Raw genomic sequence first — 20,800 nt, forward strand, 5'->3', positions numbered from 1 at the left:
GGCCGGACCGGCGTCGTGCGTCAGGGTTTCACGGCCACCGCTCCGTACTGCGGTACGACCATGGAAGAGTCGGGCTCGGCGCGCCACCGCGAGCACGACACCAGCCCCGGGTCGAGCAGCCGCAGTCCCTCGAAGAACGCGGCGATGTCCGCGCCGCTGCGGGCGGTGATCGGGGGAGTGGCGTTGTCGTTCCAGAACTTCATGGCCGCGACCTGGCCCTCGCCGCCGACCTCGGGATCGGAGGTGGGGTGGGTGAGGACCAGGAAGCTGCCGGAGGGGACGGCGGCCATGATCCGCCGCACGATGTCCCGCGCCGCGCCGTCGTCGAGCACGAAGTTGAGGATGCCGAGCATCATGACCGCGACGGGACGGGTGAAGTCCAGGGTGGCCGCGGCGTGTTCGAGGATGGCGTCCGGGTCGCGCACGTCGGCGTCGATGTAGTCGGTGCCGCCCTCCCGGCTGCCGGTGAGCAGGGTGCGGGCGTGGGCGAGCACGATGGGGTCGTTGTCGACGTAGACGATCCGGGACTCCGGCGCGATCCGCTGGGCGATCTCGTGGGTGTTGTCGGCCGTCGGCAGCCCGGTGCCGATGTCCAGGAACTGCCGCACCTCGCGCTCCTCGGCGAGGAACCGCACGGCCCGGCCCAGGAACCAGCGGTCCGCGCGGGCGATGTCCCGGATGACCGGGATCATCCCGGCGACCTGCTCGCCGACCTGCCGGTCGACCTCGTAGTTGTCCTTGCCGCCGATCCAGTAGTTCCACACCCGCGCGTTGTGCGCCACGCCGGTGTTCAGCCTGGCCGACCTGCCCGACGGGGTGTGGCTGTCCGTCACGTTCTCGCTCCTTCTCGCGCCGCTGTGGCCGTCGCCGTCATTGTGCCGTGGCGATGATCAGCCTGTCCCGGGATTCGCCACGGTCACCTGCCCGCACTCCTTGCTACCGGTGAGTACCCCGCGGTCCGGCCCGCCCGGGCGCTGGGATAGGGTCCCCCCGATTCGGGGTCGGTGTCGAAGGGGGCGGCGGCGGGACATGGACATCCACCTGGTCGACGACGGGGACGAAGCGACCGCGCGCCCGGACGGCACGCCGCTGGAGGACCTGGCCGCCGAGCCCCTGCTGACCCGGGACTACGAGACGCGGCCCGGGCTCGTCCACGAGCGGCTGCGGCAGCGCCACGGCCCGGTCGCCCCGGTCGACCTGCTGGGCGTGCCCGCCTGGCTCGTGCTGGGCTACCGCGAGTCGCTCCAGGTGCTCCAGGACGACGCCGCCTGGCCCAAGGGCCTGGAGAACTGGCGGGCCCGCACCGAGGGCCGGGTGCCGGCCGACTGGCCGCTCGCCCCCTCCCTCGAGGTCAACCACGTGCTGATCCAGGGCGGCAGCGGCCACCGCGCGCTGCGCACCGCCTGGGACGCCGCGCTGCGCCCCTTCCAGGACCCGCGCCGGCCCCAGGCCAAGCGGCTGAAGGCGGCCGTCACCGGTTACGCCGACGAGCTGATCACCCTGCTCGCGCAGGGCGGCGGCACGGGCACGGCCGACCTGTCCGCCCAGTTCTCGCGCCCGCTGCCGCTGATGGCGGCGAGCCATCTGCTCGGCTTCCCCGGGTCGCAGGGCGACGACGCCCTGATGGACATGTGGCGGGTGCTGGACGCCGGCCCGGACGCCGGACCCGCCCTCGAGCGGCTGCTGGTGACCCTCACGGAACTGGCCGCCGCCAAGGCCGCCGAGCCGGGCGACGACTTCCCCTCCCACCTCCTCGCCGCCCACCCGGACCTCACCGTCGACGAGCTGGCCCGCGAGCTGTTCATGCTGCTCGGCATGACCTCCGACCACGTCGGCATCCTGATCTCCAACACCGTCGTCGAGGTGATCTCCGGCGAGCCCGACGGCGGCGTGCGCTCCACACTGTCCGCCGGGATGGTGCGGGAGACCATGAACCGCGTGGTCATGCGCAAGCCGCCGCTGGTCAACTTCGTGCCGCGGTTCGCCGCCGAGGACACCCGGCTCGGCGCCTACACCGTCCGCGCGGGCGACCCCGTGTGGGTCTCCGCCGCCGCCGCGCACGCCGACCCGCTCTTCGCCGCGCGGATGACGCCGGGCGCCGGCATCAGCAGCCGGGCCCACCTGTCCTGGGGCGCGGGCCCGCGCCAGTGCCCCGCCCGCGAGCTGGCGTCGGCCATCGCGGCGGTCGGCGTGAGCCGCTTGGCCGAACGGTTCGCGCACCTGGAGCTCGCCCTTCCCGTGGACCAACTGCCCTGGCGCTCCTCGCCGTTCATGCGGGGACTGCGCTCGCTGCCGGTGCGCTACGTGCTCGCCGGTCCGGCCGTCGCCGCCCGTGCGCCGGAGCCGGAGGAGGACGGACCGGCCGGGACCGGGGGCGCCGGCGTCGTACCGGCCGGGACCGATGGTGCCGGACCGGCCGGGACCGGGGAGACCGGGGCGGGCGTGGCGGAGGAGGCCGCGCCGGACGGGCCCGCAGCGGCTTCCGGGCCCGCCGGTCCGGCGGGCGGCGGTCCGGCGGCCAGGCGGCGGTCGTCGCTGTGGCGGTACCTGACCGGACTGATCCGCTCGGGCGGCTGACCTGGGTCCCGGAGCCCTCGCATAGGGTGAGGAGACCGACGCCGTCCCCTACCGGAAGCAGGTCATGTCCTCCGTCCCCGCGCCCCTCCTCGGCACTCCCGGCCCGTGCGCCGGGGCCGCCGGCATCCGGCTGATCGTCACCGACATGGACGGCACGCTCCTGGACGACGCCAAGCGGATCCCGCCCGGGCTGTGGGACACCCTGACCGAACTGCGCCGGCGCGGCGTGCTGTTCAGTCCGGCGAGCGGCCGCCAGTACGCCACCCTGGCACGGGACTTCGCCGACGTCGCCGAGGGCATGGTGTTCATCGCGGAGAACGGCGCGCACGTCGTGCGCGACGGCGTGGAACTGAGCTCCGACCCGCTGGAGCCCGGCGTCGCCGCCCGCGTCGTGCACGCCGTACGGCGACTGGCGGCGCGGGGCGTGGACGTGGGCGCCGTCGTCTGCGGGAAGCGGTCCGCCTACGTCGAGCGCGCCGACGAGGCGTTCCTGGCCGAGGTGCGCAAGTACTACGTCGAGCACCGCGTCGTCGAGGACGCCACGGAGGTCGGCGACGACGTCGTCAAGGTGGCCCTCTTCGACTTCGGCGCGGCCGCCCGGACCACCGCCCCGGCGCTGGCGGACCTCGCCGCGACCCACCGGGTCGTCGTCTCCGGCGAGCACTGGGTCGACGTGATGAACCGCACCGCCGACAAGGGCGCGGCGGTGCGCCGGCTCCAGCGGGAGCTGGGCATCACACCGGAGCAGACCATGGTGTTCGGCGACTACCTCAACGACCTGGGGATGCTGGACGCCGCGGAGTGGTCCTACGCGGTGGCGGGCGCCCACCCGGACGTCGTCGCGCGGGCCCGCCACCTGGCCCCCTCCAACAACGACAACGGCGTCCTGCGCACCATCACGCGCGTCCTGGACCTGCCCGTACGACTCTGAGCCGCCGGCGCCCGAGGCGGCGCCGGACTCCTTCGCAAGCGGTGAGGGCGTCAGGCGTCGAGCGGCGCTTCGGCGTCTCACGCGGTGTGTTGGTGTCTCACCACGTGGCTCACGCGGCGTGCCGGTGTCTCACCACGTGTCTCACGTGGCGTGGCGGTGTCACGCGGCGCGGCGGAGACTGTCCTCGGCCACCTCCTTGTCCAGCGCCGCCCGCACCAGCCCGGCCGCCAGCACGGCCGGCCGGACGTCACCGGCCAGCTCCACCAGCCGGTCGGGGTCGGCCGGCAGTCCGAGCCGCTCCGCCCCGGCCAGCGCCTTGCGGTCCAGGTACGGCGCGGTCTCCGGCCACACGTCCTGCACCTCGCGCAGGAAGATGTCCGCGCCCGTGGGCCCCATGCCGGGGACCTCCTGCAGCAGACGGCGCAGTCCGGTGGCCTCGCCGTGCGCCGCCGTGCGCATCCGGCGCAGATCGCCGCCCCACCGCTCGATCAACAGCCGTGCGCCGTCGCCGAGTTGGGTGGCCGTCCGCTCGTCGTAGCGCCGGTAGCCACCCCGGCCCAGTGCGTCGACGCGTTCCTGCCGGTCGGCCCCCGCCATCCGGCGCGGGTCGCGCAGCCCGGCCCGGTGAAGCTCACGGGCGGTCGCGACGGCGACGGAGGCGCGGATACGCGCGCTGAGCAGGACCGCGAGGACCAGCAGCCGGTACAGCGGCTGCGGGGTGTCCCGCAGGGTGATGCCCGCCTCCTCGGCGAGTGTCGTCCCGTGGGCGCGGACGAGTTCCCGTACGACGTCCTGCTGCGTGCTCATGGCTTCAGCGGGCCTTCGCTGAGGCCGGTGCGCCGCTTCCGGTTCCGTGTCCTGCGCGGCTTCGCGGACCGCGGCGCGTCGAGTTCGGGGGCGGCGAGTTCGGGGGCGTGGGTCATCACGTGTCCCTCCCGTGGGTCGTTCAGTCGCCGCGCGGCACGTTCTCCGCGGCGAACATCCAGCGCTGCTTCTCCAGGTCGGCGGTGACGGTGATCAGCAGGTCCTGGGTGACCAGGTCGGCCTTCTCGGTCGCGTCGATGCGCTCGCGCAGCCGCCCGATCGCGGCCTCCAGGGAGTCCACCATCAGCTGGACGACGTCGGAGTCCCGCAGCCAGCCCCGCGCCGGCACGGGCAGGCCGAAGTCCTTGGCGACGGTCTCCGGCCGGCCGTCCGGCGGATCGCCGAGCGCCGCGGCCCGCTCCGCCACCGTGTCGGCGTGGGCGCGTGCCGTGCCGACGATCTCGTCGAGCTGGAGGTGGATCGAGCGGAACCTCGGTCCCACGATGTTCCAGTGCGCCTGCTTGCCGGTCAGCGACAGCCCGAGCAGGTCCACGAGCGTGTCCTGGAGCGCGGTGCGGACCACCTGCCGGGCCTCTTCGGGCAGGGTGCTCTTCACGACGGTCATAGCGGGGTCCTCCTCCTCGCGTGGTCCGGGGACATGTGCGGCGGCGGTGCCCCGCCGGTCCGGCCCCGTCGTACTCACCGGGAAGAACGATCCGGGGGCCGCGCCCACGCAGGCAGCGCTCCGCAACCACTCCACGCGGGCGCGGGTGCCCTGGGCGAAGTGGTGCAAACGCGGCGCCGTGGGCCGGGTTCAGCCCGCGAGGACGCCGTCCAGGAACCGGGTGAGCTCCGCGAAGACCTCCGCCCGGTCCGTCTCGTGGAAGACCTCGTGCCGGGCGCCGTGCCGGATCCGCTCGGTGAGGCGGCCGCCGCTGAGCCGCTCGACTCCGATCCGGCTGCCGGCGAGCGGGACGAGCCGGTCGTCGTCGCCGTGCAGCCACAGCAGCGGGAGCGGGCCGACGTCGCCGCCCTCGGCCACGGCCCGCAGGGTACGGGCGAACGCCCGCACCGTCGGCCGCTTCATCGGCCCGTGCCAGACCAGCGGGTCCGCCGCGTACGCCGCGCCCACCCGCGGATCGCGGGAGAGCGCGGCGGGGCTGACGGGCGTGTCCGGGATCTCGTCGAGGGCGAGCAGTCGTCCCGGCAGCTCCCACGCGCCGATCACCGGCCCGGACAGCACCAGCGCGGCGAGCTCGGCGCCGTACCGCTGGGCGTAACGGGCCGCGATCAGCCCGCCCATGGAGTGCCCGACGAGGACCACCGGCACGTCCGGGAAGTCGGCCCGCGCCAGTTCCGCCACCGTGCGCAGGTCGGCGACCACGTCCTCGAAGTCGTCGATCAGCACCCGTTCGCCCGCCGACCTGCCGTGGCCCATGTGGTCGGGCGCGAACACCGCCGCCCCGTGCCCGGCCAGGACACCGGCCAGTTCCGCGTACCGGCCGGCGTGTTCCCCGTAGCCGTGCGCCACCAGCGCCAGGTACCGGGGCCGTTCCCGCGGCCACTCGTGTACGGCGAGCGAGCCGCGGCGACCCGGCAGGACGCGCACGCGGGAGTCGGCCATGTCTCCTCGTCTCCTCAGGCTGTGTCGGCCAGGACCCTGCCGGGAATCTTCCCAGCGGGCGAGGCGGCGTTCTATAGTCCAAAACTAGCATCGCTAATTAATTGTCGCCGTGTGCCGTCGGTCAGGAGTCCTGTTCGTGCGTCCCGTCCACTTCGCGGCCGCCCGCCGCACCCCCATCGGCAGACTGCGCGGAGCCCTCTCCGGCGTGCGGCCCGACGATCTCGCCGCGGCCGTGATCCGCGGTCTCGTCGCCGACGTGCCCGCCCTCGACCCGGCGCGCGTCGACGACGTCTACTGGGGCGCCGCGAACCAGGCCGGCGAGGACAACCGCAACGTCGCCCGCATGGCCGCCCTCCTCGCGGGCCTGCCCGCGTCCGTCCCCGGCGCCACCGTCAACCGCCTGTGCGCCTCCGGCCTGGAGGCGGTCACCGCCGCCGCCCGCACCATCGCCGCGGGCGAGGCCGACATCGTGCTCGCGGGCGGCTCCGAGTCGATGAGCCGCGCCCCCTTCGTGCTGCCCCGCCCGGACGAGGCCCTCCCGCACCGGATGGAGACCGCCGACACCCGCCTCGGCTGGCGTCTGGTCAACCCCGCGATGCGGGAGCTGCACGGTCTGCTGTCGATGGGCGAGACCGCCGAGGAGGTCGCCGAGCGGTACGGCGTCTCCCGTGAGCGGCAGGACGGCTTCGCCCTGCGCAGCCACCGGCTGGCCGCCGCGGCGCGCGCGAACGGCCACTTCGACGACGAACTGCTGCCGGTGCGGCGCCCGGACGGGGCCGTCGTCGACGCCGACGAGTGCATCCGCGAGGACACCTCCCCCGAGAAGCTGGCCCGGCTCAAGCCTGTCTTCCGCCCGGGCGGCACGGTCACCGCGGGCAACGCCTCGCCGATGAACGACGGCGCGGCCGGTCTGCTGCTGGTCAGCGAGGAGGCCCTGAACGAACTGGGCCTGGAGTCGCTGGGCCGGTACGTCGCCGGCGCCTCGGCAGGCGTCCACCCCGACGTGATGGGCATCGGGCCGGTCCCCGCAACGCGCCGGGCGCTGGCCCGCGTCGACTGGGGGATCGGCGACATCGAGGAGGCCGAGTTCAACGAGGCCTTCGCCGCCCAGGCCCTCGCCTGCGTCGACCAGCTCGGCATCGACCCGGACCTGGTCAACCCGAGCGGCGGCGCGATCGCCCTCGGCCACCCGCTCGGCTGCTCCGGCGCCCGCATCCTGACGACCCTGCTGCACCGGATGCGGCGCACGCGGGCGCGGCGCGGGCTGGCGACCATGTGCGTGGGCGTGGGCCAGGGCAGCGCGGTGCTCGTCGAGCGGCACTGAGCTGCACCGAGGGGCAGCGAGGGGCAGCGAGGGGCACCGAGCGGGGCGCGGGGGGCTGCTGCGGGGCGGCTGCGACGTGGCTGCGGGGCCGACTGGCTGGCTGCGGGGCCGACTGGCGAGACGGTCCTTACCGCTCCGGACGCCTGCGCATAGCATCGGTGCCCGCATGGACACGATGACGCTGTGGCACATAACCGGCTGGGGATTCGCCGCCCTCGCCTTCGCGGCCCTCCTGGTCGGCTTCTCGAAGACCGCCGTGAGCGGGGCCAACACCGTGAGTCTCGCCATCTTCGCGGCGGTGCTTCCGGCCCGGGCCTCCACCGGCGTACTCCTGCCGGTCCTGATCGCCGGGGACGTGCTCGCCGTCCTCACCTACCGGCGGCACGCCCACTGGCCCACGCTGTGGCGGCTGTTCCCGGCCGTCGCCGCGGGCGTGGTCGTCGGCACGCTGTTCCTGGTGTGGGCCGACGACGCCGTCGTGCGGACCTCCATCGGCGCGATCCTGCTGCTGATGGCGGCGGTGACGGTGTGGCGGCGGCGCACGGCCGACGCCGACCGGGAGCCCGAACCGGTCACCGGCCGGGCCGGCCGGGCGGGCCGCGCCAAGGCCCGCTCCTACGGCGTCCTAGGCGGCTTCACCACGATGGTCGCCAACGCGGGCGGCCCGGTGATGTCGCTGTACCTGCTGTCCGCGGGCTTCCGCAAGCTCGGCTTCCTCGGCACGTCGGCCTTCTTCTTCCTCATCGTCAACGTCTCCAAGCTGCCCTTCAGCGCCGGTCTCGGCCTGATCGACGGCCGCTCGCTGCTCCTCGACGCCGCGCTCGCGGTGTTCGTCGTACCGGGCGCGCTGCTCGGCAAATGGGCCGTGACCCGGATCAACCAACGGCTGTTCGAACAGCTCGTCATCGCGGCGACCGTGGTCGGCGGGGTGCAGCTACTGCTGCACTGACCCCCGCAGCAGCGCGGGCAGCTCCGCGAAGGAGTCGATCACGTGGTCCGGCCTGCCGCTCGCCGTCCGGAGCGTGTCCGGCCGGTACTTGCCGGTCCGCACCAGCACCCCGGTGATCCCGGCCGCCTGCGCCGCCAGCACGTCCGACTCGACGTCGTCCCCGATCATCACCGCTTCGCCGGCGCGGGCCCCGAGCCGGGCCAGCGCCGCCTCGAAGAACGCGCGGGACGGCTTGCCGACGACCTCGGCCTCGACGCCGGCCGCCTTCTCCAGCCCCAGCAGGAAGGCGCCGGAGTCGAGCTGCAGCCCCTCGTCGGTGCGCCAGTACAGGTTGCGGTGCACGGCGACCAGCCGCGCCCCGCGCCGGACGTGCCGGAACGCCCGGTTGAGCGCCGCGTAGCCGAACTCGGGACCGGCGCCCCCGACGATGACGACGTCCGGCCCCCCGGCCGCGCCCTCCGGGGCATCCGGGTCCTCCGCGTCCTCCGGGGCCTCCGGGTCGACGAGGGTCACGTCCCCGAGGTCCTCCGCGATGTCCCCGCTGTTCAGCAGCAGGCAGCGGGCCCCGGGGGCGTGCTCGGCGAGATGGGCGGCCGTGACGACGGGAGCCGTCAGGATGTCCCGCGCGTCCACCGGGAACCCCGCCTCGCGCAGCGTCCCGGCGATCACGGCCCGCGTCCGGGAGGTCGTGTTGGTGACCAGCGCGACGCCGAACCCGGCCGAGCGGATCTCCCGCAGCGCCTCCACCGCACCCGGCAGCGGCCGCCAGGAGACGGTGAGGACTCCGTCGATGTCGATGAGCACGGCACGTACAGACTCCATGCCCGGACGATAGCCGCGAAGAGGCGCCCGGGGCGGGAATGCGACGGCGGGGGGCGTTGTTGGACCGGCTGTGATTGACATGCCCGGATCAAGGAAATCGATCCCGGTCCGCGGCGTGGGTGAAAGGAGATGACCCTCATGGCACGCAGCAAGGCGCGCCCCGTCGTCACGCTGAGGTCGACGGCCGGAACCGGCGTCACCTACGTGACCCGCAAGAACCGGCAGAACCACCCCGACCGGCTGGTCCTGCGCAAGTACGACCCGGTGGCCGCGGCGCACGTCCCGTTCCGGGAGACGCGCTGACGAACCTCCGCCATCCGGCGGACGGCCACGAGGAAGGAAACACCGTGAAGCCCCGCATCCATCCCGTCACCCGTCCGGTGGTCTTCCGAGACCGCGCCGCGGACGTCGCCTTCCTGACCCGCTCCACCGCCGACTCGCCCCGGACGATCGAGTGGGAGGACGGCAACACCTACCCGCTCATCGACGTCGAGATCTCGTCGGCGAGCCACCCCTTCTACACCGGGAACCAGCGGGTCCTGGACACCGCCGGCCGTGTGGAGCGCTTCGAGCGCCGCTACGGCCGCCGCAGGGCCACAGCCCGGCACTGACGCCGCCCGGCGCCCGGGGAACCCCGGAGACCTCTGGGGAACCCCGGAGCCCCCGGGGAACCCCTGAGAACCCCGGGGAACCCCTGAGAACCCCGGGGAAGTTTCCGGAGAACGAGGAGAGTCCACCCATGAAGGTGCGCAAGTCCCTGCGCGCGCTGAAGTCCCGCCCCGGCGCCCAGGTGGTCCGCGGGCGGGGCGTCACCTACGTGCTCAACACGAAGGACCCGCGCTTCAAGGCCCGTCAGGGCTGACGACACCGCGATCGCGGGCGGCCGTCCGTTCCGGGCGGCCGCCCGCCCGTGTCGGCGGCAGCCTCGGGCGGGCCCTCGCCCTTGTCCGCCCGCGGACCTCGTACGCTCCTGGCATGTCCCCGCACGTCCTGATCCTCGGCGGCACCGCCGAGGCCCGCGAACTGGCCGCCGTCCTCACCGCACGCCCCGGCACGCGTGTCACCACGTCCCTCGCCGGGCGCGTGAATCGGCCGGGCGCGCTGGCGGGAGAGGTGCGCGTCGGCGGATTCGGCGGCGCGCCGGGCCTGGCCGGCTGGCTGCGCGAGCAGCGCGTGGACGCCCTCGTCGACGCCACCCACCCGTTCGCCGAGTCGATCACCGCGAACGCGGCGCGGGCCGCGGCGGAGACCGGCGTGCCGGCGGTGGTGCTGCGCCGCCCCGGCTGGCAGCCGGGCCCCGGCGACCGCTGGCACCCGGTCCCGTCGCTCACCGCGGCGGCCGGCCTGCTGCCCTCGCTCGGCCGCCGGGTGTTCCTCACCACGGGGCGCCTGGGTCTCGCCGCATTCGCCCACCTGACGGAACTCCACTTCGTCGTACGGTCGGTGGAGCCGCCCGAGCCCCCCGTGCCGCCGCACACCGAGGTGCTGCTCGCCCGCGGGCCGTTCACGGTGGCCGATGAGACCGCGCTGCTGCGGGAGTTCGTGGTCGACGTGGTGGTGACCAAGGACAGCGGGGGAGAGGCGACGGCCGCCAAGCTGACGGCCGCGCGCGAACTCGCCCTGCCCGTCGTGGTCCTCCAGCGGCCACCGCTGCCGTACGGCGTGACCGCGGTGCCCGACGTGGCCGGGGTGCTCGCCCGCCTCGGCCTCACCGCGCCGTGACCGGCGCCCGCCCGCCCCGGCCTACTCCCCGCGGTGCCGCCGCAGCAGATACGTGTCCATGATCCAGCCCTTGCGCTCCCGGGCCTCGGCCCGCAGCCGCTCGATGCGGCCGGCGGCCTCCGCGATCGGGCCGGAGACCAGGATCTCGTCCGGCGTGCCTATGTACGCCCCCCAGTAGATGTCGATGTCCTGGTCGGCGTACTTCCGGAACGTCTGGTGGGCGTCCAGCATCACCACCACGTCGTCCACGTCCTCGGGGAACCCTTCCGCGAGCCGCCGGCCGGTGGTGATCTGGACCGGACGGGCGACCCGGTTCAGCCCCGTGCGGTGCCGGGCGACGAGCGCCGAGACGCTGCTGATGCCCGGCACGACGTCGTACTCGAAGGCGACCGCGCCCCGCGCCAGCACCTCCTCCAGGATCCCGAGCGTGCTGTCGTACAGCGCGGGATCCCCCCACACCAGGAACGCCCCGCTCTCGTCCTCGCCCAGCTCCTCGGCGATCAGCCGCTCGTAGATGCCGGCGCGGGCGCTGCGCCAGTCCCCGACGGCGGGGGAGTAGGCGGACCCGCCCGCGCTGCGGTCCCGCTCCGGGTCCCGCGCCTCGACCACGCGGTACGACCCCTGCGGCAGGTGCGCGTCCAGCATGTCCCGGCGCAGCCGGGTGAGGTCGTTCTTCACCTCGCCCTTGTCCAGGACGAAGAAGACGTCCGTGCCGCGCAGCACCTTGACCGCCTGCAGGGTCAGCTGGTCGGGGTCGCCTGCGCCGATACCGATGACATGAATCTTTCGCACGCCCCGAGTCTGCCGCACGCCACTGACAACGCCCGCGCCGCGTCCACCCCGGCCGGCATCCGCACCACGTCCGCCCCGCCCGGCCGCCTCACCGCAGCCTGGGCGCCCGCGCCGCCGGATCCACGGCCCCGCCGTCCCGCTCCACGCCGTCGGCCAGCTCCCGCGCCCACACATCCAGCCCCGCGAGATCCATCCCGTACGGCCGCCGCACCCCCGAGTGCGCCGCCCACTCCGCGACGTTCCCGGCGCCCCGCCGCAGCAGCCGGGCACCGCCCGTGACGTTCCCCCGGGCGGCGTGCGTGAGCCCCACGGCGAGCTGGGCCAGGCCCCGCCACAACCCCCGCTCCTGCTCGGGCCCCGACTTCCAGGCGTCCTCGAACACCTCGTGCGCGTGGAAGGGCCTGCCCGCGTCCAGCAGCTCCTGGGCCTCGGCGACCGTCCGTTCCGGCGTGCGCACGACCCCCTCGGGCTGCCGGGCCACGCCCTGCACCCCGTACGGCAGGGGCCGCCCGAGCCCGTCCCGGGGGCGCGCGCTGCGAGCCCGCCCCGCACCGTCCCGGTCCCGCACGCCCGCCTGCCGCTTCGAGCCCGTGTCATCCATACGCCGATTGTCCCGCGCCCCCGTGCCCCCGAACCCCCGTGCCCCGCACCCCCGTGCCCCCGCGCCCCGAGCCCGCTTCGGCCCGGCCCCGCGCGTGGGGTAAAGTAATGTCCGCGCGATCACACGGCCGACCGTGTGCGGCGCACCGGGACGTGGCGCAGCTTGGTAGCGCACTTGACTGGGGGTCAAGGGGTCGCAGGTTCAAATCCTGTCGTCCCGACGGGAGCTTCGCTCCGTAGTCGCAGATCGAAGGGCTCCATCTCGCACAGCGGGGTGGGGCCCTTCGACCATGTCCCGGCCGCACCGAGCGCCCTGTACGACGACACATTCGGCTGCCAACACCTGACGATCACGAGAGCTCAGAAGCCGTTGTCCTTCTCGGTCTCCTTGTCCCGGCTCGGTCCGTCCGTTCCGCCGCCGGCCCTCGTCGTGGGCGGCACGGGCATGCTCGCCGGTGTCGTCCGCGGGCTGGCGGCCGACGGCCGGCGTACCGCCGTGGTCGCCCGGAGCGAAGCGGCGCTGAACGCGCTGGCCGACGCCGCCGCGCCTCCCGGCGAGGTGCTGCCCCTGCCGGCCGACTACTCCGACGCCGGGCAGTTCCGTGCGGCCTTGCGGCGGGCACGGCACGAGGCCGGCCCGTTCCGGCTGGCCGTGCTGTGGGTGCACACGCTGGCCCGTCTCGCCGACGCCCTCTCCCGTGACAAGGACTTCGTTCCGTCGCCAAGCTCTACGCCACCCGCAAGGAACTCGCCAAGGTCGTCGCCGAGCTGATCACCGACGAGCATGTGCCGTTCCTCGCCGCCCTGCGTTACAAGCCCGCCGGGCTCAAGAAGCGTGCCGACTGGGAAGAAGTGTGGGACCTCCAGCGCAAGCAGGACGCCGCGCCGGATGAGCCTGCCAAGCGGAAGATCCGGGACTCCATCCCCGTGCCGCCGAAGTAGACCTCGGCCGACTTCCTCCGCCCGTCCTACTGGAAGGCGCGCGGCAAGCTGGACGTGCCCAATGAGCGGTTCATCTCCTACGGGCAGACCAGCGCCGCCACCCCCGAGCTGTAAGGGTGGGCCGGCTGGGACCACCGGGAGCAGGCGCAGGCCCTCGCCACGTACTTCACCAACACCCTACTGTCCACCGAGGAGATCAACCCGTTCCTTGCAGGCTGCTCTACAGCGGCTCCCCGGCGGACTTCTTCGCCGGTTACCCCCAGCAGAAGCAGGGCGAGCACGGACGACGAACTCCGCAATTGGCGTCCCCCCGGCTGCAACGCGAGGCCGTCGCGCCGCCGTGAAGAAGTAGCCGGGAACGACTCGGCATCGTGCCCGTGCGCCGATGCCGTCTCGGCCGGGCGAGGGGCCACCGGGTGTGTGCCCGGGTGGCCTCCGGTCGGTACGCGCAGCTCGGCCCAAACGGTCTTGCCGGGGGCGGCTGGATGAGGGGTGACGCCCCAGTCGTCCGCGAGGGCGGCGACGAGGTGGAGGCCGCGGCCGGACTCGGATGCGGGGTCCGGGGCCGGGGGAGTGGGCGGGGGCTGCTTCTCGGCGCGGGTGTCGGTCACCTCGATCCGGAAGGTGCCCTCGACCAGGGTGAGCTGGATGTGGAAGTCCCGACCGGGCACGTGACCATGGCACACGGCGTTGGCGCTGAGTTCGGCCGTGATGAGGGTGAGCGTCTCGTTGACCGGGGTCGTGTACGGGTGCCCCCAGTCGTCCAGGCGGTGCGAGACGAGCCGGCGGGCGAGGCGCGCACCGCGTGGGGTCGAGGTGAAGCGCATGGTGAACTCGCGTTCGGGCCGAGACGCTGTGGCACATGCTCGTTCGGGAGAGTTGCTGACTTCATGCAGTCAACGTTCGCGGACTCTGCGTAGCGTTGAACAGCAGCGACGTGCTGACCGGTGCGGGCTGTACACGTGGTCGGCGTGCCTGTACGTGGTGTCGGGCGTGACCGGTTTTCGGGCTGTGCGTTCGCCCGGTGGAGTCTGGTGACGGGGATGGTCGTACGGGAGGAGCTGCGACGTGGACGACGAGGTTCAGCAGCCGGAGTACGAGGTCGGAACGGGCATGTTGTGCGTGTTCGGGCGGCATTTGAAGTTGTTCCGGGAGCGGGCGGGGATGGATCGCCCGAAGTTCGGTTCGTTGACCGGGTACTCGGCCTCGACGATCGCCTCGTTCGAGCAAGGGAGACGTATTCCACCGCCCAAGTTCATCGATCAGGCGGATGACCTGCTGGGAGCGGGTGGGGTACTGAGCGCGAGCAAGGAGGAGGTGGCTCGGGCTCAGTATCCGGCGTTCTTCCGGGATGCGGCCAAGTTGGAAGCCGAGGCGGTCGTGCTGCACGTGTACGCCATCCAGGCTGTGCCAGGACTCCTGCAGACGCAGGAGTATGCGCGGGCGGTGTTCGCCATGTGGCGCCCACAACTGGACGAAGTGGTCATCGAGCAGCGGTTGGCCGCACGACTGGCCCGACAGGAGATCTTCGACCGACGGCCCGCTCCACACCTGAGCTTTGTGATCGAGGAGGCCGTACTTCTGCGCCCGCTCGGTGGTGAGGTGGTGTGGCGGGGGCAGTTGGAGCAGCTTCTGCTTATCGAGGAGAAGCGGAACGTGGAGATCCAGGTGATGCCGCTCTCTCGTCAGGAACATGCGGGACTGGCCGGCCCGTTCACCTTGATGGAGATGAAGGATGGGCGCAGGATCGCCTACGCGGAGGTACAGGGCGACAGCCGTGTTCACACGGAGCGGCAGAAGGTCCGGGAACTTGAACGAACGTACGGGTCCCTACGCGCGCAGGCCTACACTCCGGCAGAATCACGTTCGTTGATCGAGAGGCTGTTGGGAGAGACATGAGCGGGGAGATGGCCATGCTCGGCCTGGACGGACTGGCTTGGTTCAAGAGCAGTTACAGCGCTGGTGACGGCGGCGAATGCGTAGAGGTCGCCACCACCCCCGGCAGGGTTCACGTCCGCGACTCGAAGGACACAACCTGGGCTTCACTGGCCGTGAAGCCCACGACCTGGACCGCGTTCGTCGAGTTCGCGGCACTCTGACAGGGACAGGGCCCTGGGCAGGCGTGTGCGTGCGCAGGGCCCTGCGCACGTCCCAACGGGAGTCGCCCCCCAACGTGCCATCCGGACGGCAGGCCTCGGTGGTGTGGCGCTCACGACCCGGTTCCTCGGACGCACGCCCACAACGTGGTCAGCGCGCGTTCAACGCTCGGCGGGCCGAGTTGATGACGTTGTGGGCGTCGGCCCCGTACACCGCCGACTCGTTGAGGGTCTTCCAGACCTTCTTGTACAAGGCGATGTTGTCGGCGTCGTCCAGCCACAGTTCGGCGTGCCAGTCCTCGGCGACGACCAACCGGTCGTCGAGCACCCAGAAGCCGTTGGCAGGCACGATCTTGACAGCCGCGGTGAAGGGGATGACTCCCAGCTCGACCGTGTCCATACCGATCATGCCGTTGAGGCGGTCGAGTTGGCTCGCCAGCACCGAGGGCGGGCAGATCAGCGACCGCAACGCGGCCTCCCACATCAACACGTGCAGCTTGCGGCCGGACCGGTACAGCCATTCCTGGCGCTGCACCCGGGAGCGGACGGCTGCCTCGATGTCGGCGGCTCCGCCCAGCAGCTCCGCGTACCGCTGGATGACGTGGCGGGCGTACTCCGGGGTTTGCAGCAGTCCGGCGATCACCGACTCTTCCCAGACCCACATCTGCGATGTGCGGTCGATCTCGGCGCTCAGCCCCTCGTGAAGGGGCTTGAAGCCGTTCGCCAGTGCTCGCCGCCATGACCGGATGTGCGATTCGAACCCGGCCAGTCGGGCAGCGAGTTCGGGGTAGACACCCGGCTGCCCGGTCGCGTCGGCCCACGCCCTCAGGTCCTCGGGGGTGGCCGTCTGCCTGCCGTTTTCCAGTTTGCTGACCTTGGAGCCCGGCCAGCCGAGGCGCTGCGCGAGCTGCCGGCCGGTGAGCCGACCGCTGGGGCACGTGAAACGGAGTTCGCGCAGCCGCGCACCCAACGCCGTCCGTGCCTGCTGGTAGTCAGTGCTCACCGGTCACGCGCTATTCGCTCGGGGCCACCTGCGCGGCGAACTGGTCGCGCGGGATCGCGTGGTGCATCGCCGCGTCGCGCACGATGGCGTACCGCACGACCTCAGCCGGTTCGGTGATCAGCTCGATGTCGAGCAGGTTGTCCTCGTCATCGAAGTGCAGCAGGGCGACCAGCCGTGAATCGAAGAGCCAGAAGTCCTCAGCCGGCAGGCCGGCCCGCGCGGCGTCCTCGCGCCACAGGTACCGGATGTCCTCGCCGAAGGCGGCGTTGTGCCGGGCGTAGTCGAGCAGGAACCGTTGTTCCACGGTGGGCGGGTTGTCGGCGATGCGGACCCGGCCGACCGTCTTGCCGGCGCCCGTCTGGGCCTTGATGTTGACGAACCAGGGTTCGTCGGGGTCGCAGGGCGACGAGCCGGTGGCCAGGAACGCCTGAAAGTCGGGATCCTGCCGGTCCGACGCGTAACCGCGCCGTGTCTCCAGCCGCCAGGCGGTGTGCTCGAAGGTCTCGAACAGGCGGCGGAAGGTGGCGCGGTCCACGAGTTCCGGCACCCGCTCCATCTCCTTCGGCCCCCAGTTCACGAGCAGTTCGCGTGGCACGGCCACCGCTGCCTCGTCCACTCCGAAGTGCTGGAGCTGCGCGAGGTCTTCGGGATCGGTGACGGGCGTGCCCTGGACGATGATCTCGCCGGTGCCTTCGTCCGTGTGCAGGGCGGGGCAACCGTCGACCTTGCTGTCCGTGCCGGTGAAGCGCAACCGACGAACCATGGACGCTCTCCCTTCTGAGGGGTGCTGACCCCATCAGCATGGTCGGGGCTTCGGCCTGGCACTACGGGTGTCGGCAGGGTTCGGGAGAAAACACCAGCAACTTAGGCAGTGCGACGAGCAAATTCGAGAAAACAGCGTACCGCCAGACAGCAGCCGCCTTCTAGCGTCCTGCTCATGGCCACGAGAGAACGGAACACCGCCGACCCGCACGGGTCCACCAGGCCAACCGGTAATCCTCTGGAGCGGGATCTGTAAGGCGCCTGACCCGCGCTTGCAGCCCAGGACGGGCTGAAAGGCGGGACGGGCTCACATCGGTACCACACGAACTTTCCTCGAAGGAGCAGTCCATGACCGTCACGCTCGACCGGCCCGCGAGCACCCGCACGCGGGGTCCCAAGGAACTCCTCAACGCAGTCCAGCCGCGCATCAAGCACCTGACGATCAACGTGCTGGACGGTGGCATGACCCTCTGGGACCGCGAGGTGGCTCTGCTGCTGCGCGACCACACCATGGTCCGCGACATGGCCGAACGTATCCTCGGCAACGCCGTGATGTACACCATCGGCTGCATGGAGCACCCGGAGGTCCACCTGGGCGTCGGCAAGCTCGTCGACATCGGCGTTCACCAGCTCATCCTCGACACGCCGGTGTGGTGGGCGCTCTGCGACGTGTACAACGAGGGCCGCTACAAGCACCACGCCCCGTTCATCGAGCGTCGGCGCGACGGTCTGTGCCTGCGCACGGCGGACTTCCTGAAGTCCATCGGCTTCCACGTCGACGAGGAGCTGTGGGCGATCGACGGCACGGAGTGCTCGCCATGTGACAACAAGGTCCCCGACAGCCACTGAACCGTCCAACGCTGGCCCCTGTCCCCGGCCCCCGGAGGTCAGGGGCCAGCCACTGCGAAGAGGAATCGCCTTGCCCGCACAACACGACATCGCCGCCGAGGCGGAGCTGTGGGACACCTTCGCCGCTTCCGCCTTCAAGGACGACGCGGAGCCGAGCTTCTGCTGGACCCAGTACGCCGGTCACGGCCCCGGCCCGGAACTGCTCGGCGACCCTCGCTCCGTCCTGGAGATCGGCTGCGGCACCGGCCGCGCCCTCGCCTATCTCGCAGAACGCGGCGTCACGGCCCGGGGGGTGGACCTCTCCCCCGTCATGGTGAAGAAGACCACCAGGAAGTGGGCCGACACCGGCGCGGAGTTCGTGTGCTCCGAGGTCCTGGAGTACCTGAGCGAGCACGAGGGCGAGTACGACGCCGTCTACTCGATCTTCGGTGCCGCATGGTTCACGGACCCGAGCCGCCTCTTCCCGCTTGTCCGCCGACGGCTCACATCCGGCGGCGTCTTTGTCTTCTCTCAGCCGCCGGCCATTCCTGGCGCGTACGGGCCGCAGGGCATGTACAAGGGAGGCTTCGCGGGCAAGGCGATGTTCACCTACCGCTACAGCTACCGCCCAGCCGTCTGGGAGCGCCTGCTCACCCGGGCCGGGTTCGCCACGGCCGACGTGCGTGTCCTCGATGCCCCTGAGCCTGGGCACATCGGGACGCTCCTCGTGTGCGCGGTCGCTCCGTGAACGGCGACGCCGGTCATCAACAAGCTGGGAGGCGGCGGAGAACAGCCGCAGTCGCAGGCGCTTGGGTTCCCACAGTCGGGCCGGGTCGCCAGGGCGAGCATCGGCATCCAGGCCAGCGGGTCGAGGGCGATCTGGGCGATCTCCAGCCAGGCCTGGTTCTGTGCGCTGTCGTGGAAGATTGCGCAGTCCGGTGGCGCGGGCGGCGCGGATGCGGTCCTCGGCGCGGGCCCGCCGGCGGTGCCGCAGTTCCAGTGCCGGGATCGGGACGTTTTGGTGTTGGTGGCGAACGCCGTCAGGCGCATGCCGTCGGCATCGGTGAAGCGCAACTGGGCGCCGGGGCGCGGGCGTTGCTTACGGACGATCAGCCACATGCCCTTGGGCCGGCAGTCCAGGACATCTCCGGCGAGTTCGGCGACCCAGACACCGTCAAGGATCTCACCGCCGGGTTCGACGGCCGGCGTCCATGCCGAGGCGGGGATCTTCAGCACCGCCTGATGGATCTGCTCGGTGATGGTCATGCCCACTGAGTACGGCAGCCACCGCCCGCGCGCGGTGAGGCCGGTCGAGGAACGTGTGGGTGCCGCCGGCGGAGTCGGTGCGGATCAGGGTGCGCCGGCCGCGCCGGAACTTTCCCGGCAGCTGGGCCAGTGCCAGGCGGGTGGTCTCGATGTGGTCGGCGGCGGTGTCGCTGCTCGCCCTGCCCGGCCGCAGCAGCCACCGGACTTGACGCTTGCCCGGTCGGCGAGAGGTGAGGAAGGCGGCCTCGGTCCGGCGTCTGTCACCGCCGCGAAGTCGATGCGGAAAACCACATTCAGGGCGACGCGTACCGCGAGTGCCGTGCGCGCTCGGCCCCCCGTCCGAAGGGTGGGGTGACGGCGGGTGCTGTCACCCCGGTGCGTGGCCCAGCCCTTTCACTGATCCCGCATCATGATGCATCCGTCCTTGCCGGAGACCGGCTCCGCTGCCGTAGCGCTCGCCGCGCCGAGGACGCCGAAGGCGACGACCAGGCCGACGATGACGGTGCAGCTGCGCATCATCCTCACGTGAACAGCACTCTCCCTTGATCCACTACCGGGGCAGGGAGATTATCTGATGATCAGCTTCCTGTGAAATCGAAGAAGTTCACTGTCTTTGCCGGTAGTTGCCGCTCAGGGTGCCTGTCAGAACGCTCTCCGCCCGCGCCTTCTCGTCGAGGTCGTGGGTGCGCTCGGCCATGGAGATCGCGGCCTCCAGGTGCTCCCTCGCCGTGCCGGGCCGACCCGCGTCGAGATGGGCCTGCCCGGTGCGCCGCAGCGCCCGGATCTCCTGGTGCGCGGCGCCGATCAGACGGGCGACGTCCAGGGCCTCCGTCAGATGCCGCACCGCCCCCTCCGCGTCGCCCGCTCTGCGGTGCGCCTCGCCCAGGCCGATCAAGGCGTCGGCCTGGCTCTTGCGGTCACCGAGTGCGCCGAATTCCGCGAGCGCCTCCCGATAGAGCGGGAGCGCTGCGGAGATGTCACCCATTTCCGTCAGCGCGTCGGCCAGGCTGCTGCGCACCGTGGCGCGGTCGTAGCGGTTTCCGCCGTGTTCGAGGATCGACAGTGCCTCCTCCAGCGAGCCTCGGGCGGACCGCAGGTCTCCGCGGCGCATGTGCAGGTCGCCCATGTTGTTGAGCGTCTTGCCCACGGCCGCGTGATCGCCGGCCTCGGTGAACCCGCGCAGGGCCTTGTCGAAATGTTCCAGTGCGCGATCGTGATCGCCGAGGAACAGCAGGGTGACCGCCATGTTGTTGTGCAGGCGGGCGCGGGCCAGGGAATCCCCGGACACCGCGACGATGGCGTACGACTTCTGGAAGCGGGCGAGTGCCGCCCGGTGGTCGCCCAGGTGCCAGTGCAGGGTGCCGAGCGTACGCAGCACCTCGGCCTCCGCCTCCGCGTCCCCCGTCGCGCGCGCGATGCGCAGGGCCCGGTCGCCGCTGTCGGCGGCCTCCTGGTAGCGGGCGGTGTGCGCGTGGACCGCGCTGAGGTGGAGCAGGGCGCGGCACAGCGCGGCCTGCTCGCCGGTGTGGGACCAGTGGTCGACGGCGTTCTCCAGCACGATCCGGGCGTCGTGCCAGTGGCACTCCTCGTTGAGGTGGCCGGCCATGGCATAGGCGAGCCGGGCGGCGGGGCCGGGGTGGCCCTGGCTGCGCGCGTGCCGCTCCACGGCCAGCAGGTTCGCCCGCTCGGCGGTCAGCCAGGACCGCGCCGCGGGGGGGGGCGCGCCGGGGGGGGGGGCGGGCCCCCCCCGCGGGCGCG

At 72.3% G+C, this 20,800-nt stretch carries 23 protein-coding genes, 1 tRNA gene and 3 pseudogenes; 14 read left to right on the plus strand and 13 right to left on the minus strand.

What is annotated here, in order from left to right:
- Window positions 1-20: 20 nt before the first annotated feature.
- Window positions 21-833 carry an SAM-dependent methyltransferase gene (locus tag AB0G63_RS11025; protein WP_360747642.1) on the minus strand — a complete coding sequence of 271 codons (813 nt, stop codon included), beginning with the start codon at window positions 831-833 and terminating at the stop codon, window positions 21-23.
- A gap of 196 nt (window positions 834-1,029) precedes the next feature.
- On the opposite strand from AB0G63_RS11025, the gene AB0G63_RS11030 reads away from it, so the two are divergent.
- On the plus strand, window positions 1,030-2,577 hold the full coding sequence (locus AB0G63_RS11030; protein ID WP_360747645.1) for a cytochrome: 1,548 nt from the start codon (window positions 1,030-1,032) through the stop codon (window positions 2,575-2,577).
- 64 nt (window positions 2,578-2,641) lie between these two features.
- Window positions 2,642-3,508, plus strand: coding sequence for a Cof-type HAD-IIB family hydrolase (locus tag AB0G63_RS11035; protein WP_360747648.1), 867 nt, complete (start codon window positions 2,642-2,644; stop codon window positions 3,506-3,508).
- A 159-nt stretch (window positions 3,509-3,667) separates the two neighbouring features.
- Here AB0G63_RS11035 and AB0G63_RS11040 read toward each other — a convergent pair whose 3' ends face one another.
- The 3 genes from AB0G63_RS11040 to AB0G63_RS11050 all read right to left on the minus strand — a co-directional run bounded on the left by AB0G63_RS11040 (window position 3,668) and on the right by AB0G63_RS11050 (window position 5,936).
- Window positions 3,668-4,315, minus strand: coding sequence for an endonuclease (locus tag AB0G63_RS11040; protein ID WP_360747651.1), 648 nt, complete (start codon window positions 4,313-4,315; stop codon window positions 3,668-3,670).
- A 139-nt stretch (window positions 4,316-4,454) separates the two neighbouring features.
- Window positions 4,455-4,937 (minus strand): DNA starvation/stationary phase protection protein, encoded by a 483-nt coding sequence (locus tag AB0G63_RS11045; RefSeq protein ID WP_360747654.1) that lies wholly within the window; start codon window positions 4,935-4,937, stop codon window positions 4,455-4,457.
- 189 nt (window positions 4,938-5,126) lie between these two features.
- On the minus strand, window positions 5,127-5,936 hold the full coding sequence (locus AB0G63_RS11050; protein WP_360747657.1) for a lysophospholipase: 810 nt from the start codon (window positions 5,934-5,936) through the stop codon (window positions 5,127-5,129).
- Between the two features lie 136 nt (window positions 5,937-6,072).
- On the opposite strand from AB0G63_RS11050, the gene AB0G63_RS11055 reads away from it, so the two are divergent.
- Complete coding sequence (locus tag AB0G63_RS11055) at window positions 6,073-7,260, plus strand: thiolase family protein (RefSeq protein ID WP_360747660.1); 1,188 nt, start codon at window positions 6,073-6,075, stop codon at window positions 7,258-7,260.
- Window positions 7,261-7,426: 166 nt separating this feature from the next.
- The gene (locus tag AB0G63_RS11060) at window positions 7,427-8,209 is read left to right on the plus strand and encodes a sulfite exporter TauE/SafE family protein (protein ID WP_360747663.1); all 783 of its coding nucleotides are present in this window, start codon (window positions 7,427-7,429) and stop codon (window positions 8,207-8,209) included.
- On the opposite strand, the gene AB0G63_RS11065 is transcribed toward AB0G63_RS11060, so the two are convergent.
- Window positions 8,195-9,031: an HAD-IIA family hydrolase gene (locus tag AB0G63_RS11065; protein WP_360747664.1), complete on the minus strand. Its 837-nt coding sequence runs from the start codon at window positions 9,029-9,031 to the stop codon at window positions 8,195-8,197. The two genes, AB0G63_RS11060 and AB0G63_RS11065, sit on opposite strands and share 15 nt — an antisense overlap.
- 138 nt (window positions 9,032-9,169) lie before the next feature.
- Here AB0G63_RS11065 and rpmG point away from each other — a divergent pair, with 138 nt between their 5' ends.
- From rpmG to AB0G63_RS11085, 4 genes are all read left to right on the plus strand, one after another.
- The gene (gene rpmG, locus AB0G63_RS11070; protein WP_324785832.1) at window positions 9,170-9,334 is read left to right on the plus strand and encodes a 50S ribosomal protein L33; all 165 of its coding nucleotides are present in this window, start codon (window positions 9,170-9,172) and stop codon (window positions 9,332-9,334) included.
- A 44-nt stretch (window positions 9,335-9,378) separates the two neighbouring features.
- A complete protein-coding gene (locus AB0G63_RS11075; RefSeq protein ID WP_360747668.1) occupies window positions 9,379-9,642 on the plus strand; it encodes a type B 50S ribosomal protein L31 in 264 nt (87 codons plus the stop codon).
- A gap of 128 nt (window positions 9,643-9,770) precedes the next feature.
- Window positions 9,771-9,893, plus strand: a complete 123-nt coding sequence (locus AB0G63_RS11080) for a ribosomal protein bL36 (protein WP_360747671.1) — start codon at window positions 9,771-9,773, stop codon at window positions 9,891-9,893.
- Window positions 9,894-10,006: 113 nt separating this feature from the next.
- A complete protein-coding gene (locus AB0G63_RS11085; protein WP_360747674.1) occupies window positions 10,007-10,753 on the plus strand; it encodes a cobalt-precorrin-6A reductase in 747 nt (248 codons plus the stop codon).
- 21 nt (window positions 10,754-10,774) lie between these two features.
- On the opposite strand, the gene cobF is transcribed toward AB0G63_RS11085, so the two are convergent.
- Both cobF and AB0G63_RS11095 read right to left on the minus strand, forming a co-directional pair.
- Window positions 10,775-11,545, minus strand: a complete 771-nt coding sequence (gene cobF / locus AB0G63_RS11090) for a precorrin-6A synthase (deacetylating) (RefSeq protein WP_360747677.1) — start codon at window positions 11,543-11,545, stop codon at window positions 10,775-10,777.
- Window positions 11,546-11,633: 88 nt separating this feature from the next.
- Window positions 11,634-12,146 (minus strand): DUF309 domain-containing protein, encoded by a 513-nt coding sequence (locus tag AB0G63_RS11095; RefSeq protein ID WP_360747680.1) that lies wholly within the window; start codon window positions 12,144-12,146, stop codon window positions 11,634-11,636.
- 146 nt (window positions 12,147-12,292) lie between these two features.
- Between AB0G63_RS11095 and AB0G63_RS11100 the strand changes: the two genes are divergently transcribed.
- Together AB0G63_RS11100 and AB0G63_RS11105 are read left to right on the plus strand one after the other, a co-directional pair.
- Window positions 12,293-12,366: transfer RNA gene (locus AB0G63_RS11100), tRNA-Pro, on the plus strand.
- Window positions 12,367-12,812: 446 nt separating this feature from the next.
- A pseudogene (locus AB0G63_RS11105) lies at window positions 12,813-13,439 on the plus strand (SAM-dependent methyltransferase); the annotation flags it as partial.
- A gap of 166 nt (window positions 13,440-13,605) precedes the next feature.
- Here the strand turns inward: AB0G63_RS11105 and AB0G63_RS11110 are convergent.
- Window positions 13,606-13,914: pseudogene (locus AB0G63_RS11110) on the minus strand (ATP-binding protein); the annotation flags it as partial.
- Between the two features lie 241 nt (window positions 13,915-14,155).
- Between AB0G63_RS11110 and AB0G63_RS11115 the strand changes: the two are divergent.
- Complete coding sequence (locus AB0G63_RS11115) at window positions 14,156-14,986, plus strand: helix-turn-helix transcriptional regulator (protein ID WP_360747683.1); 831 nt, start codon at window positions 14,156-14,158, stop codon at window positions 14,984-14,986.
- A complete protein-coding gene (locus AB0G63_RS11120) occupies window positions 14,983-15,186 on the plus strand; it encodes a DUF397 domain-containing protein (protein WP_360747686.1) in 204 nt (67 codons plus the stop codon). Before AB0G63_RS11115 ends, AB0G63_RS11120 begins: the two co-directional genes overlap by 4 nt.
- Window positions 15,187-15,334: 148 nt before the next feature.
- Here AB0G63_RS11120 and AB0G63_RS11125 read toward each other — a convergent pair whose 3' ends face one another.
- Both AB0G63_RS11125 and AB0G63_RS11130 read right to left on the minus strand, forming a co-directional pair.
- Entirely contained in the window at window positions 15,335-16,186 is an 852-nt protein-coding gene (locus tag AB0G63_RS11125; RefSeq protein WP_360747689.1) for a helix-turn-helix transcriptional regulator, read from the minus strand.
- A 10-nt stretch (window positions 16,187-16,196) separates the two neighbouring features.
- The gene (locus tag AB0G63_RS11130) at window positions 16,197-16,949 is read right to left on the minus strand and encodes a DUF6879 family protein (protein WP_360747692.1); all 753 of its coding nucleotides are present in this window, start codon (window positions 16,947-16,949) and stop codon (window positions 16,197-16,199) included.
- Between the two features lie 347 nt (window positions 16,950-17,296).
- On the opposite strand from AB0G63_RS11130, the gene AB0G63_RS11135 reads away from it, so the two are divergent.
- The gene (locus AB0G63_RS11135; protein WP_360747695.1) at window positions 17,297-17,797 is read left to right on the plus strand and encodes a hypothetical protein; all 501 of its coding nucleotides are present in this window, start codon (window positions 17,297-17,299) and stop codon (window positions 17,795-17,797) included.
- A 70-nt stretch (window positions 17,798-17,867) separates the two neighbouring features.
- On the plus strand, window positions 17,868-18,524 hold the full coding sequence (locus AB0G63_RS11140) for a class I SAM-dependent methyltransferase (RefSeq protein ID WP_360747698.1): 657 nt from the start codon (window positions 17,868-17,870) through the stop codon (window positions 18,522-18,524).
- On the opposite strand, the pseudogene AB0G63_RS11145 reads toward AB0G63_RS11140, so the two are convergent.
- The 3 genes and pseudogenes from AB0G63_RS11145 to AB0G63_RS11155 all read right to left on the minus strand — a co-directional run.
- Window positions 18,525-19,238: pseudogene (locus AB0G63_RS11145) on the minus strand (transposase); the annotation flags it as partial.
- Between the two features lie 197 nt (window positions 19,239-19,435).
- Window positions 19,436-19,567, minus strand: a complete 132-nt coding sequence (locus AB0G63_RS11150) for a hypothetical protein (protein WP_360747701.1) — start codon at window positions 19,565-19,567, stop codon at window positions 19,436-19,438.
- Window positions 19,568-19,646: 79 nt separating this feature from the next.
- On the minus strand, window positions 19,647-20,708 hold the full coding sequence (locus AB0G63_RS11155) for a tetratricopeptide repeat protein (RefSeq protein ID WP_360747704.1): 1,062 nt from the start codon (window positions 20,706-20,708) through the stop codon (window positions 19,647-19,649).
- Window positions 20,709-20,800: the final 92 nt, after the last annotated feature.

The sequence above is a fragment of the Streptomyces sp. NPDC020996 genome (assembly GCF_040641355.1).
In the GTDB taxonomy this organism is placed as follows: domain Bacteria; phylum Actinomycetota; class Actinomycetes; order Streptomycetales; family Streptomycetaceae; genus Streptomyces.

What these genes read in the sequence shown, in the direction of transcription:
- AB0G63_RS11065 (WP_360747664.1), bottom strand. Translation starts at nt 9,031, where the DNA reads ATGGAGTCTGTACGTGCCGTGCTCATCGACATCGACGGAGTCCTCACC.
- AB0G63_RS11085 (WP_360747674.1), top strand. Translation starts at nt 10,007, where the DNA reads ATGTCCCCGCACGTCCTGATCCTCGGCGGCACCGCCGAGGCCCGCGAA.
- AB0G63_RS11050 (WP_360747657.1), bottom strand. Translation starts at nt 5,936, where the DNA reads ATGGCCGACTCCCGCGTGCGCGTCCTGCCGGGTCGCCGCGGCTCGCTC.
- AB0G63_RS11120 (WP_360747686.1), top strand. Translation starts at nt 14,983, where the DNA reads ATGAGCGGGGAGATGGCCATGCTCGGCCTGGACGGACTGGCTTGGTTC.
- AB0G63_RS11040 (WP_360747651.1), bottom strand. Translation starts at nt 4,315, where the DNA reads ATGAGCACGCAGCAGGACGTCGTACGGGAACTCGTCCGCGCCCACGGG.
- AB0G63_RS11035 (WP_360747648.1), top strand. Translation starts at nt 2,642, where the DNA reads ATGTCCTCCGTCCCCGCGCCCCTCCTCGGCACTCCCGGCCCGTGCGCC.
- AB0G63_RS11060 (WP_360747663.1), top strand. Translation starts at nt 7,427, where the DNA reads ATGGACACGATGACGCTGTGGCACATAACCGGCTGGGGATTCGCCGCC.
- AB0G63_RS11095 (WP_360747680.1), bottom strand. Translation starts at nt 12,146, where the DNA reads ATGGATGACACGGGCTCGAAGCGGCAGGCGGGCGTGCGGGACCGGGAC.
- rpmG (WP_324785832.1), top strand. Translation starts at nt 9,170, where the DNA reads ATGGCACGCAGCAAGGCGCGCCCCGTCGTCACGCTGAGGTCGACGGCC.
- AB0G63_RS11030 (WP_360747645.1), top strand. Translation starts at nt 1,030, where the DNA reads ATGGACATCCACCTGGTCGACGACGGGGACGAAGCGACCGCGCGCCCG.
- AB0G63_RS11135 (WP_360747695.1), top strand. Translation starts at nt 17,297, where the DNA reads ATGACCGTCACGCTCGACCGGCCCGCGAGCACCCGCACGCGGGGTCCC.
- AB0G63_RS11080 (WP_360747671.1), top strand. Translation starts at nt 9,771, where the DNA reads ATGAAGGTGCGCAAGTCCCTGCGCGCGCTGAAGTCCCGCCCCGGCGCC.
- AB0G63_RS11045 (WP_360747654.1), bottom strand. Translation starts at nt 4,937, where the DNA reads ATGACCGTCGTGAAGAGCACCCTGCCCGAAGAGGCCCGGCAGGTGGTC.
- AB0G63_RS11130 (WP_360747692.1), bottom strand. Translation starts at nt 16,949, where the DNA reads ATGGTTCGTCGGTTGCGCTTCACCGGCACGGACAGCAAGGTCGACGGT.